Source organism: Polaromonas sp. CF318 (genome assembly GCF_000282655.1).
Classification (GTDB): Bacteria; Pseudomonadota; Gammaproteobacteria; order Burkholderiales; family Burkholderiaceae_C; genus Polaromonas.
This window is the reverse complement of sequence record NZ_AKIV01000082.1, coordinates 30,744-43,080: the sequence shown is the minus strand read 5'-3', so window position 1 is coordinate 43,080 and position 12,337 is coordinate 30,744. Positions and strand designations below refer to the sequence as shown.

At 64.8% G+C, this 12,337-nt stretch carries 13 protein-coding genes; all 13 read right to left on the bottom strand.

Going from position 1 to position 12,337, the window contains the following annotated elements:
• Positions 1-71: 71 nt before the first annotated feature.
• The 13 genes from PMI15_RS16090 to PMI15_RS16030 all read right to left on the bottom strand — a co-directional run bounded on the left by PMI15_RS16090 (position 72) and on the right by PMI15_RS16030 (position 12,312).
• Complete coding sequence (locus PMI15_RS16090) at positions 72-257, bottom strand: hypothetical protein (RefSeq protein ID WP_007871268.1); 186 nt, start codon at positions 255-257, stop codon at positions 72-74.
• A 79-nt stretch (positions 258-336) separates the two neighbouring features.
• Positions 337-1,515 carry a PLP-dependent transferase gene (locus tag PMI15_RS16085; protein ID WP_007871265.1) on the bottom strand — a complete coding sequence of 393 codons (1,179 nt, stop codon included), beginning with the start codon at positions 1,513-1,515 and terminating at the stop codon, positions 337-339.
• A gap of 166 nt (positions 1,516-1,681) precedes the next feature.
• Positions 1,682-2,206 carry a phosphoribosyltransferase gene (locus PMI15_RS16080; RefSeq protein ID WP_007871242.1) on the bottom strand — a complete coding sequence of 175 codons (525 nt, stop codon included), beginning with the start codon at positions 2,204-2,206 and terminating at the stop codon, positions 1,682-1,684.
• A gap of 89 nt (positions 2,207-2,295) precedes the next feature.
• Positions 2,296-3,639 carry an adenylosuccinate synthase gene (locus tag PMI15_RS16075; RefSeq protein WP_007871240.1) on the bottom strand — a complete coding sequence of 448 codons (1,344 nt, stop codon included), beginning with the start codon at positions 3,637-3,639 and terminating at the stop codon, positions 2,296-2,298.
• 55 nt (positions 3,640-3,694) lie between these two features.
• Positions 3,695-4,885 carry an ATP phosphoribosyltransferase regulatory subunit gene (locus tag PMI15_RS16070; RefSeq protein ID WP_007871222.1) on the bottom strand — a complete coding sequence of 397 codons (1,191 nt, stop codon included), beginning with the start codon at positions 4,883-4,885 and terminating at the stop codon, positions 3,695-3,697.
• 118 nt (positions 4,886-5,003) lie between these two features.
• Positions 5,004-5,192: a DUF2065 domain-containing protein gene (locus PMI15_RS16065; RefSeq protein WP_007871221.1), complete on the bottom strand. Its 189-nt coding sequence runs from the start codon at positions 5,190-5,192 to the stop codon at positions 5,004-5,006.
• Positions 5,193-5,198: 6 nt separating this feature from the next.
• Entirely contained in the window at positions 5,199-6,101 is a 903-nt protein-coding gene (gene hflC, locus PMI15_RS16060; RefSeq protein WP_007871219.1) for a protease modulator HflC, read from the bottom strand.
• Positions 6,102-6,112: 11 nt separating this feature from the next.
• A complete protein-coding gene (hflK, locus tag PMI15_RS16055; protein WP_007871217.1) occupies positions 6,113-7,537 on the bottom strand; it encodes an FtsH protease activity modulator HflK in 1,425 nt (474 codons plus the stop codon).
• A 57-nt stretch (positions 7,538-7,594) separates the two neighbouring features.
• Entirely contained in the window at positions 7,595-8,776 is a 1,182-nt protein-coding gene (gene hflX, locus PMI15_RS16050; RefSeq protein ID WP_036839414.1) for a GTPase HflX, read from the bottom strand.
• The gene (gene hfq / locus PMI15_RS16045; RefSeq protein ID WP_074574082.1) at positions 8,773-9,042 is read right to left on the bottom strand and encodes an RNA chaperone Hfq; all 270 of its coding nucleotides are present in this window, start codon (positions 9,040-9,042) and stop codon (positions 8,773-8,775) included. The genes hflX and hfq overlap by 4 nt, the downstream gene beginning before the upstream one ends.
• Positions 9,043-9,093: 51 nt before the next feature.
• Positions 9,094-10,437 (bottom strand): ribosome biogenesis GTPase Der, encoded by a 1,344-nt coding sequence (gene der / locus PMI15_RS16040; protein ID WP_007871207.1) that lies wholly within the window; start codon positions 10,435-10,437, stop codon positions 9,094-9,096.
• 31 nt (positions 10,438-10,468) lie between these two features.
• Complete coding sequence (gene bamB, locus PMI15_RS16035; RefSeq protein WP_007871206.1) at positions 10,469-11,623, bottom strand: outer membrane protein assembly factor BamB; 1,155 nt, start codon at positions 11,621-11,623, stop codon at positions 10,469-10,471.
• Positions 11,620-12,312: a tetratricopeptide repeat protein gene (locus PMI15_RS16030; protein ID WP_007871205.1), complete on the bottom strand. Its 693-nt coding sequence runs from the start codon at positions 12,310-12,312 to the stop codon at positions 11,620-11,622. Before PMI15_RS16030 ends, bamB begins: the two co-directional genes overlap by 4 nt.
• Between the last annotated feature and the right edge of the window lie 25 nt (positions 12,313-12,337).

Below are 12,337 nucleotides of genomic sequence, written 5' to 3'. Positions count from 1 at the left end.
GGGGCCATCAACAGAAAACCCGGCCACACGCTGGGTGTGCCGGGTTTTCGGGATGCGTAAAGCCTGGAAATTCAGGGCGCCGGGTCGGTGGGCGGTACACCGGCCGGTGCATCGCCGTCGGCGGGCGGCGCATCGTTCCCATCGTCGGCCGAGTCATCCTGCTTGCCCTCCGCCTTGCGCTTGAGCTTTTCTTCTTTTTTGCGTTTTTTCGCGAGCTCTTTCTGGCGCTTTTCGTAAGAGTAATTGGGAGTTGCCACTGCGTGCTTTCGTAAGGAGGTAACCCTTACTGTACTGCATTGCCGTCGGGCAATGCCAGGCTTTTGACGCGGCTTTGGGTCAGGCTTTTTCCAGGGCCTGGGCGATGTCGGCCTGCAGGTCGGCCACGGCCTCCAGCCCCACCGAAAACCGCACCAGCCCGCCTTTGTGGGGCCAGGGCGTGGTGCGCAGCGCCGGAATGTCGTAGGGCGCGCACAGACTCATGGGACCGGCCCAGCTGTAACCCAGTTTGAAAAGTTTCAGGCTGTCACAAAAGCGGTCTACCCGCTCGGGGCTGAACTCGGGCTTGAAGACCGCGCTCATCAGGCAGGCCGCGCCTGCGCAGTCGCGTTTCCAGGTTTCATGGCCGGGCGATCCGGGCAGAGCCGGATGCAGCACGGTGGCAATCTGCGGCCTGCCGGCCAGCCAGGCGGCCAGTTCGCGGGTGGCGGCGTCCTGGGCCGCGTAGCGCAAGGCCATGCTGTTGAGGCCGCGCAGCACCAGCTCGGCATCGTTGCCACCTATGCCGTAGCCGACGCGCATGTGGCAAAAGTGCACCAGGTGGTGCAGCGCCTCGTCGCGCGTGACCACGGAGCCCATCAGCACGTCGGCGCCGCCGCTGGGATATTTGGTCAGGGCCTGGACCGAGATGTCCAGACCCAGGTCGAAGGCATTGAAGGCCAGGCCGGCCCCCCAGGTGTTGTCGAGCGCGGTCACGATGCCGGCCGGGTGCGCGTTCTTGTGCGCCTTGACGGCCGCGACCAGCGCCGGCATGTCGGGGAATTCCAGCGTGATGGAGCCCGGCGCTTCCAGCCACACCAGCCGGGTTTTCGGGCCCAGCTTGGCGGCCAGGTCGGCCGGGTTCATCGCATCGTAAAAGCGGTGGGTAATGCCCCAGCCAGCGAGCTCGCCCTGCGCGAAGGTCTTGTTGGGCCCGTAGGCGTTGTCGGGGATCAGCAGCTCGTCGCCGGCCTTGAGCAAGGCCATGCCGACCAGCACCACCGCTGCCAGGCCGCTGGGCACCAGCGTGCAATGCTTGCCGCCTTCGAGCGTGGCGATGCGCTCTTCCAGCGTGAAAGTGGTGGGTGTGCCGTGCAGGCCGTAGGTGTAGCCGGTCTTGTGTTTCCAGTCGCGGCTGCGCAGCGCGGCGACGCTGGGAAAGGCAATGGTGGAGGCCTTGTAAACCCCGGGCGGAATGGCATCAAACCCGGCGGGCGGTTTGTAGGGGTGGTGGATCAGGGTGGTGGATGTTTCACTCATTTGGCTATGTTACGGCATGCCTTGGTGAGCGAGTAATCAAACCCAGCCTGGAGGTCCACACTCCAGCCGGGGCCGCGGAACCGGCTTTGCCGGGCCGCAGGCGCAGCGCCCCCCTCGGGGGCAGCGCATTACACGAGGTCGAAGACGCCGTGAAAAGTGTGGGGGCTCAAATCTTCCACTTCGCCATGAGCTGCGCCGGTGACAGCGAGTCATAACCCTCAAACGGCTGGTGGATCCAGGGATTGGTGGGCAGCAGTTCGACCGAGTAGTCGGGCTGGAAGGTGGACACGCCCTTGGTCCAGATCACCGCGCTGCGCAGTTCGGTGATGGGTTGGTAGTTGTTCTTGAGCTGGTGGATCACGGCGTTGAGCGTGTGGCCGGTATCGGCCAGGTCGTCGACCAGCAGCACCTTGCCGGCGATCTCGCCCTTGGGGGTGGTGATGTAGCGGGCGATGTCGAGGTTGCCCTGCGTCATGCCGGCGTCGGCGCGGTAGGAACTGGTGGACATGATGGCCAGCGGCTTGTCGAAGATGCGCGACAGGATGTCGCCGGGGCGCATGCCGCCCCTGGCCAGGCACAGGATGGTGTCGAACTGCCAGCCGGACTGGTGGATCTTGATCGCCAGTTTTTCAATCAGGTTGTGGTACTCGTCGTAGCTCACATAGAGATGCTTGCCGTCTTCTGTCAACATGGGTGGCGCTCCTGATGTTCCTGGTGTATTCGCTGCCCGCGCCGGTCTGGGCGGCGGGCTGTTTGGCTAAAGCTGCGGCCGGTATCCGCTCAAGCGGCGGCGTAGGGGTTACGCAGCAGGATGGTGTGGTCGCGGTCCGGACTGGTGGAGATCATGTCGATGGGCACGCCGGTCACCTCCTCGATGCGGTGCAGGTATTTTTGTGCGGCCGCGGGCAGTTTGTCGTACTCCGTGACGCCGACCGTGCTCTGGCTCCAGCCCGGCAGGGTTTCGTAAATCGGCTTGCAACGCGCGATGTCTTCTGCGCCCATGGGCAGGATGTCGGTGATGTGGCCATCGAGCTCGTAGCCGGTGCACAGCTTGAGCTCGTCGATGCCGTCGAGCACGTCGAGCTTGGTGATGCACAGGCCCGACAGGCCGTTGACCTGGGCCGAGCGCTTGAGCAGCGCGGCGTCGAACCAGCCGCAGCGGCGGCTGCGCCCGGTGGTCACGCCCTTTTCGGCACCCACAGTGCTCAGGTGGTAGCCCACGGTGCCGGGCTTTTCCCAGTCGAGTTCGGTTGGGAAAGGCCCGCCGCCAACGCGCGTGCAATAGGCCTTGGTGATGCCCAGGATGTAGTGCAGCATGCCCGGGCCCACGCCGGCGCCGGCCGCGGCATTGCCGGCCACGCAGTTGCTGGAGGTAACGTACGGGTAGGTGCCGTGGTCGACGTCGAGCAAGGTGCCCTGCGCGCCTTCAAACAGCAGGTTGGCGCCGTCGCGGTGGGCGTCGTTGAGCTCGCGCGAGACGTCGGCCATCATGGGCTTGAGCAGCTCGGCGTGGCGCATGGCTTCGGCGAACACGGTGTCGAAGTCGACGGCCGGCGCGTGCAGGTAGCCGGTCAGCACGAAGTTGTGCAGCTCCAGCAGCTCGCGCAGCTTGGCGGCGAAACGGTCGGGGTATTTGAGGTCCTGCACACGCAGGGCGCGGCGGGCGATCTTGTCTTCATAGGCGGGACCGATACCGCGGCCGGTGGTGCCGATCTTGGTGGTGCCGCCCTTTTCGCGGTAGGCTTCGCGCGCGATGTCGAGCGCGGCGTGGAAAGGCAAAATCAGCGGGCAGGCCTCGCTGATGCGCAGGCGCGAACGCACCTCGACGCCGGCCTTTTCCAGGCCCTCGATTTCCTCGAACAGCTTGGCGGCCGACAGCACCACGCCGTTGCCGATGTAGCACTTCACGCCCGGTCGCATGATGCCGCTGGGGATCAGGTGCAGCGCGGTCTTCACGCCGTTGATGACCAGCGTGTGGCCGGCATTGTGGCCGCCCTGGAAGCGCACCACGCCCTGCGACATTTCGGTGAGCCAGTCAACCAGCTTGCCCTTGCCTTCGTCGCCCCACTGGGTGCCCACGACCACGACATTGCGGCCCGCGTCTGCGGTTTGTTTGTTTGTCATCTTCAATTCTCGTTAAGGTGTGTTGGGATCAAGCCGGACGGGGGGCACGGGGCCCTCACGCGGCTTTCTTCAGGGGCTGGACCACCCATTGACCGGCAGCGTTGGCCAGTTCGCGGTCGCAATCGAATTCGTTGACTTCGTGTTCGTGGCCGGGCAGCACGCAGGCCACGGTTTCGCCGCCGGCACGCAGGCGGGCGATGGCCGCGCGCAGGCCGGCGTCCTCGCTCCAGGGCGCGCGTATGGCGGCTTTCAGGGGCCGGGGCGGCAGCACGCTGACGAGTTCCTTCAAGTCCAGGCTGAAGCCGGCCGCCGGACGGTTGCGGCCGAACACGGCGCCGACCTCGTCATAGCGGCCGCCGCGCGCCAGTTCGGCGCCCTGCCCATAGATGGCAAAGCGCGTGCCGCTGTAATAGGCATAGCCGCGCAGGTCGGCCAGGTCGAAGCTGACCTTGACTTCGCCGCTTTCGCCGCGGGTGTGGGCGGCCAGCCATTTGAGGTTCTGCAGCGCGGCCTTGAGGCCCGTCGAGGGCGGCAGGGCTTTTTCGGCCTCGGCCAGGACTTTTTCGTCACCGTAGAGCTGCAGCAGCGCCTTCAGGCCCTGGCGTGCTTCGCTGGAAATGCCGTCCTTAAGGCTGGCGGTGAGGCTGTCGAGCTCGCTCGAGTCCTTGGCGGCCAGCGCTGTGTGGATCAAGGCCAGGGTCTTGGCGCTGACGGTGGCACCGGCCAGCAAGCTGTTGACGATGCGCACGTCGGCCATATCGACGCTCAATGCGCTGACGCCGGCGGCCTTGAGGCCTTCCAGCGCCAGCTGCTGGGCTTCGAGGTCGGCTTCGAGGCCGGCATGGCCGTAGATTTCAGCGCCGAACTGCAGCGGCTCACGGGTGGCATGGGGCCGGTCGGCGCGGGTGTGCAGCACCGGGCCGCAGTAGCACAGGCGCGCCACGCCGCTGCGGTTGAGCAGATGGGCGTCGATGCGGGCAACCTGGGGCGTGGTGTCGGCGCGCAGGCCCAGGGTGCGGCCGGAAAGCTGGTCGACCAGCTTGAAGGTTTGCAGGTCCAGCGCTTCGCCGGTGCCGGTCAGCAGCGACTCGAGGTGCTCGAGCAGCGGCGGCATGACGAGTTCATAGCCGTAGCTGCGGGCGGTGTCCAGGAACAGGCGGCGCAGCTCTTCGATGTGGCGCGCCTCGGAGGGCAGGACATCGGCAATTTGATCGGGCAATTGCCATGATGACGACCAGGCGGGCATTGTGATTTTCGTGGGCTGTTAAAAACAGCATTTTACCGGGCTTGAAGCCGGTTTTCGGCTTGCCGGAGGCTGATAAGGCCCCCGCAGAGAAATAGTGCCTGGACTGTGGGTGTGAAATTCAACCCAGCAGCACCAGCAGAACGACGCCCGCCGCGATGCTGCACAGCCCGAAGAAGCGGATCTGGCCATCGCCCAGGGTGAGGATCCGCTCGAACATGCTGCGCCAGCCGCCGGGAGAGATGAAGGGCAACAGGCCCTCGATGACCAGCATCAGGGCCAGTGCCAGCCAGAAGGTGTTGCCGTCCACGCCGGCTTATTTTTTGGCCGGTGCGGCGCTGCCTGAGCCGGGGCCGCGCATCGCCTTGAAGAAGTCGGACGAAGGGTCCAGCACCATCACGTCGCTCTTTTTGCTGAAGCTGGCCTTGTAGGCATCCAGGCTGCGGTAGAACTGGGCGAACTGCGGGTCGCGGCCAAACGATTCGGCATAGGTGCGGGCGGCTTCGGCATCGCCCTCGCCCTTGACCTTCTGCGCGTCGCGGTAGGCGTTGGCGATGGTCACCTCACGCTGGCGGTCGGCATCGGCGCGGATTTTTTCACCTTCGGCCGCGCCGGTGGAGCGCAGCTCATTGGCCACGCGCTGGCGCTCGGCCACCATGCGCTTGTAGACCGAATCGGTGATGGCTTCCACATAGTCCACGCGCGTGATGCGCACGTCGACCACGTCCACGCCCCAGGGCTGGGCCCCCTGCACGGCCTGCAACACTTCGCGTTTGACGTCGGCCATCAGCGCTTCGCGCTTGAGCGAGAGCAGGTCCTTGACGGTGCGCTTGTTGATCTCTTCCTGGAAGGCGTTGCGAACCACACGGCTCAGCTGGTTGGCGCCGGCTTTTTCGTCCAGGCCGACATTGCGGATGTACTCGCTGGGCTGGGTAATGCGCCAGCGCACGTACCAGTCGATCACGACACGCTGCTTTTCGGCGGTCAGCATGGGCTCAGCGTCGACGCTGTCGAGCACCAGCAGGCGCTTGTCGATGTAGGAGACGTTCTGGAAAGGCGGCGGCATCTTGAAATGCAGGCCGGGTTCTGTGACCACGTCCTTGATCTGCCCCAGGGCATAGACCACGCCGAACTGGCGCTGGTCGACCACGAACAGCGTGGAACTGAGCAAAGCCAGGACGACCAGCAGCGAGGAAACAATAAATCCAACTCTATTCACGATCGTCTTCCTTAGCGTGTTTCACGGTCGCGCGAGCGGGCGGAATCGCGTGAACGGGCATCGATGGGTGGCAAGCTGGAGGTGGGCGCGGCAGGCACCGTGGACGACGAAGCCGAGCCAGGAGGAATCAGCGGGGTGTCGCCTGAAGCAGCGGCATCGCCCTGGGCCGTCATCTGCATGATCTTGTCCAGCGGCAGGTACAGCAGGTTGCTGCCCTGGCGCGATTCGACCAGCACCTTGGTGACATTGGTGTACACCTGCTGCATGGCATCGGTGTACATGCGGTCGCGCGTGACCTGGGGCGCCTTCTGGTATTCGGCCAGCACGGAACGAAAGCGCTGTGCGTCACCCTGGGCCTGCGCCACGATCTTGGCCTTGTAGGCCTCGGACTCTTCCTTCAGGCGCGAGGCGGAGCCGACCGCGCGCGGGATCACGTTGTTGGCATAGGCCTGGGCCTCATTCTTGGCGCGCTCGCGCTCCTGGCCGGCCCTGAGCACATCGTCGAAGGCCGACTGCACCTGCTCGGGCGGGCGCACGCCGCTTTGCTGCAGGTTGATGCCGACCACTTCCACACCGACCTTGTAGCGGTCCAGGATGGTCTGCATCAGGGTACGCACGCGTGGCCCGATCTGGTCGCGCTCTTCGGCGAGCGCGGAATCCATCTTCATCTTGCCGACCACTTCGCGCACGGCAGTCTCGGCGGCCTGCACCACCGCGGCGGCCGGGTCCTTGCTTTCAAACAGGTAAGCGCGCGCGTCGTTCAGGCGGTACTGCACGGCGAATTTGATCTCGACGATGTTTTCGTCCTCGGTCAGCATGGCCGAGTCGCGCAGGCCGGTGGCCTTGATGATGACGTCGCGGCCGACGTCCACGGAACGGATCTGCGTGACCACAACGATCTCATGGCGCTGGACGGGATAAGGCAGGCGCCAGTTAAAACCCGCGCCCACGGTGGAGTGGTATTTGCCGAACTGGGTGATGACGGCCTGCTGGCCTTCCTGGACGATAAAAAAGCCGGTGCCCAGCCAGATCAGCACGGCGACGCTGGCGATCAGGCCGACGCCTATGCCGGCGCTTTTCATGTCGGGCTGGAAGCCGCCGTTGTTTCCGCCGCCGCCATTGCCGCGGCCGAAACCGCCGCGGTTGGGGTTGTTGTTTTTACCGCCGCCGAAAAGCCCGCCGAGTTTGCGGTTGAAGTCGCGCCAGAGTTCGTCAAGGTCGGGCGGGCCCTGGTTGGGCCCCTGCCCTTGCGGGCGGTTGGGGGGACGCTGCGGTTGCTTGTCGTCCCGGGGGGCTTCGGGCTTGCTGTCGTCGGACGAGGCTTTGTCGTCGTCCCGGCCCCAGCGCGGATCATTGAGGTTGAACATGCCTTGGGCGCGTTGCCTGAGCCGGCCCGGCAAGGTCGTCAAAGTCTGCAGCACGGGGTTCAGATTCATGGGATCAAACTCACTTTTTTTCATTACACCGACATTGTGCCTAATGAATTCGCCATATCAGACAAGGTCTTCGGTGGCCAAGGGGATTTCCTCGGCCGGCGGATGGGCCGCGTAGCCGGCCAGCAAGGCGCGCAGAAGCGGCAGGCCCTCGCCTGTCCGGGCGCTCACGAACACCCGTTCAGCACTGCGGCTGGAGCCCTCAAACGCGTCCCTGAGTTCGAACATGTCCTGCAGTTGCAGGGGCATGTTGTCCTTTTCAATGGCATCCAGCTTGTTGAAGACAAGTATTTGCGGCACGTCGGCCGCGCCAATCTCCGAAAGCACGCGCTGCACCTGCTCGATCTGCTCGAGGTAGTCGGGGTTGGCGCCATCCACCACATGCAGCAGCAGGTCGGCGTCGGCGGCTTCCTGCAGGGTCGCGGCGAAGGCGTCTATCAGGCCGTGCGGCAGGTCGCGGATAAAACCCACGGTGTCCGACAGCGAAACCGAGCGCCCGGCGTCGCCCAGGTAGAGCTGGCGCGTGGTGGTGTCCAGCGTGGCGAACAGCTGGTCGGCGGCATAGGCGCGCGCCTTGACCAGCGCATTGAACAGCGTGGACTTGCCCGCGTTGGTGTAGCCCACCAGGGAGATGGTGAAGGAATTGCGGCGCTCGCGCTGCTTGCGCTGGGTTTGCCGCTGTTTTTTGACCTTGGCCAGGCGCTCCTTGGTGCGCTTGATGGCGTCGCCGATCATGCGTTTGTCGAGCTCGATCTGCTTTTCACCCGGACCGCCGCGCACGCCGGCGCCGCCGGTTTGCCGCTCCAGGTGGGACCAGCGGCGCACCAGGCGCGTGGACATGTATTGCAACCGGGCCAGTTCGACCTGCAGTTTGCCCTCGTGGCTGCGCGCGCGCTGGGCGAAGATTTCCAGGATCAGCAGGGTCCGGTCGTTGACCGGCATGTCGAGGTGACGCTCGAGGTTGCGCTGCTGCGCCGGGCTCAGGGACTGGTCGAATAAAACCTCGGTGGCGCCGGTGTCCAGCGCCAATAGCTTGATTTCGTCGGCCTTGCCGCTGCCGATAAAAAGCGCGGCGTCGGGCGCCCTGCGCTTGCAGGTGACGCGCGCAACCGGCTGCAGGCCCGCTGTTTGCGCGAGCAAACCCAGTTCCTGCAGATCAGCATCAAAGTTCGGCAAACCGAGATCCACCCCCACCAGAAGCACAAGGGGTTTCGGGCTCACCGGAGCATCGGACGAACTCAGCTGGCGGGGCTTTCTTCAGACTCGCTGGTCGCGAAATTCACCGCGCGGCCGGGAACAATGGTGGAAATCGCATGCTTGTAGACCATCTGGGTCACAGTGTTGCGAAGCAGAACCACGTATTGATCGAAGGATTCGATCTGGCCCTGCAATTTGATCCCGTTGACGAGATAGATGGAAACAGGAACATGCTCGCGACGCAAGGTGTTGAGAAATGGGTCCTGCAAGAGCTGGCCTTTGTTATTGCTCACGATATTTTCCGTGTTCAAAAGTTAATAGAACCTGACCTTACCACAGCGCTCGGCCCCGGTCATGTAGTCCTAGGCCGATTCCTTGTCCTTAAAGGGGTTGTGCGAGCTTTTCATCTGGATGCGCAGAGGGGTGCCGACCAGGTCGAACTCCTTGCGAAAACGCCCTTCGAGGTAGCGTTTATACGACTCGGTGACGTGCTCCAGCGAGTTGCCGTGGATGATGATGATGGGCGGGTTCATGCCGCCCTGGTGGGCGTAGCGCAGCTTGGGCCGGAACACGCCGGAACGCTGCGGCTGCTGGAACTGCACCGCCTCGAGCAGCAGCCGGGTCAGCACCGGGGTGGACATCTTGCGGTTGGCCGAGGCATGGGCCTGCACGATGGACTTCCAGACCGGGCCCAGGCCCTGGCGCTTGATGGCCGAAATCGCGTGGATGGATGCGAACTTGAGAAAACCCAGCCGGGTTTCGATGGAGCGCTCCAGCAGCTCGCGCTGGTAGGAGTCCACGGCATCCGATTTGTTGACGGCCACCACCACGGAACGGCCGCTTTCCAGGATATAGCCGGCGATGTGGGCGTCCTGGTCGGTCACGCCCTGGGTGGCGTCCAGCAGCAACAGCACCACATTGGCGTTTTCAATGGCCTGCAGGGTCTTGACGACGGAAAACTTCTCGATGGCCTCAAAAACCTTGCCTTTGCGGCGCAGCCCGGCGGTGTCGATGAGCTCGTACTTCTGCCCTGCCCGCTCGAAAGGCACCGAAATGGTATCCCGGGTCGTGCCGGGGAGGTCGAACGCGACCAGGCGCTCTTCGCCCAGCCAGGTGTTGATCAGCGTGGATTTCCCCACATTGGGGCGCCCGGCCACCGCCAGGCGGATGACGGAAGGATCCTGCGGCTCGGCCTCTTCTTCCGGGTCCGGCAGGTTGAGCGGCGCCAGCGCCGTGTCGACCAGCGTGCGCATGCCCTGGCCGTGCGAGGCGGAAACCGGCAGCACCTCGCCCAGGCCCAGCTCGAAGAATTCGGACAGTTGCACGCCTTCGGTCATACCCTCGGCCTTGTTGGCCGTCAGCACCGTGGGCTTGCCCAGCTTGCGCAGGTATTTGGCGATATCGTGGTCCTGCGCATTGAGGCCGGCGCGGGCATCGACCACAAAAATCACCACATCGGCTTCAGCGACCGCCTGCCGGGTCTGCTTGGCCATTTCCTTGTAGATGCCGGAGGCCGCGTCGGGCTCGAAGCCGCCGGTGTCGATCACGATGTACTCGTGCGGGCCCAGTTTGCCGTTACCGTAATGACGATCCCGCGTCAGGCCGGCAAAGTCGGCCACGATCGCATCCCGCGTCTTGGTCAGCCGGTTGAAAAGCGTCGACTTGCCCACGTTGGGGCGGCCGACTAGCGCAATGACAGGTTTCATCAATCAGTTTCTGGCGGGGCCGAAAGGCCCTTTATTGGGGCTGGAAGCCGTAAACGCCGCCGCCCTGGGTCACGGCAACCAGCGTATTGCCCACCAGCACGGGGGTGGCGACGATGGCGGTGCCGTCGGTGGGCAGGCGGTTGAGCAGGGAACCGTCTTCACGCGACAGCAGGTGCAGGTAACCCGTGAAGTCGCCGATGGCGATGGAACGCCCCACCACCAGCGGCGCGGTCAGGCCGCGGTAACGCAGTCGGTCCGTGGTCCAGGCGCGCTCGCCGTCGGTGCGGCGCCAGGCAACCACGTTGCCGTCGGCTTCCGTGCCGAAGACAAAACGGTCGTCGCCGTCCAGGCCCTGCACGCCATTGGCGGGTTTGGTCCAGAGCAGGTTGCCGCGGGCGGCGTTGACGCAGCCGACGCTGGCCTGGAAGGCCCGCGCGCAGACAACGTCACCCTGCCGGCTGACGTGCCCGACCAGGTCGACCAGGCGCTCCACGTCGTTGATGCCGCGCGGCGTCGCGATCGGGGCTTCCCAGCGGATGCTGCCGGTGGAAGGATTCAGGCCCGCCAGGCGGCCGGCCAGGCCCACCACCAGGGTGTCGCCGACGGCCAGCATCACACCGGACTGGCGCAGGATCAGGGGCTCATTGGGACGCTGCTGGGTCCAGAGCTTGCGCCCGGTCTGCCCGTCAAAGGCGTTGACCGAGCGGTCCGCCGCGAGCACAAACACGCGTGCACCGGCCACAAATGGTGCGGTGAAGGCCTGGGCGCCCAGCTTCTGACGCCACAGTTCGCGGCCGTCTTGCAGGGCGACGATTTCATTGGCCTTGGTGACCACGGCCACGACTTTGCCGTCGTTGCCGGCGCCCGCCGCCAAAGGCGTATTGAGCGAGAGGCGCCAGAGGTCGCGGCCGGTCTGGGCGTCGATCAGGGCGACGGTGCCGTCGCCGCTGGCCACGGCCACGCTGCTCCCGGCAACGCCGGTATCCAGCGGGAAATTCACCTGCCCGACACGCGTGGTCCAGGTCTGGCGGGCCGATACCAGGGCCGTCACCGGCTGGAGTTCTGCGGGCTGCGGCTTGACGGGGCCGCTACCGAACATCGAGCAGCCGCCCACGGCGGCGACCAGCAGGATGAGGGCCGGCACTCGCACGGCATGGGCCAGGGGCCTGAAAGACGGACGGATCATTTCTTCACCTCGGTAGTCGATGCTGCGGTTGCGGATTTGGCCTGCGCGGCCGGGTCTACACCCAGCGCATTGAGTTTGACTTCCACCAGCCGGCGGTATTCGGTGCGCTCGTCGAGCTCCTTGTAGGCCTTCTCATATTCCGCCTTGGCTTCAGCCTTTTTGCCCTGGGCGGCGAAGATGTCGCCGCGGCGGTCGGCGGCGAGCGCCGTGAAACCCTTGGGGAAGCTGCCCGAAACCTGCTGGAGCGCCTCGTCGTAGGCCTTCTTCTCGAGCAGCAGGCCCGACAGGCGCAGGCGCGCGATGGCCTGGTAGCCTTCATCGGAGGCTTTTTCGGCAACCCAGTTCAGGGCGGCACGCGAGGCATCGAGGTTGCCCTTGTCGTAGTAGGCCCGGGCGGCCAGCAGTCCGGCCTGCTGCGCATAGGCGGTTCCGCTGAAACGCTCTTTCATGTCGGCCAGGGAGCGGTCAATCCGGGCGACGTCGCCCGACTGCACGGAACGCTCGACCTCTTCGTACATGACCGCGGCCTGCGCCGCCTTGTTGCGCTGCCAGTACTGGTAGCCATTCCAGGCCGCGAAGGCGCCCAACACAACAATCAGCGCCCAGGTGATCATGTCACCGTACTGTTTCCAGAAGTGCTTGAGCTCGTCAAGCTGTTCCTGTTCTTCCAAATCGAGGTGTTTTGCCATAAAAGTCTTCTTGTTCTGCCCGGTG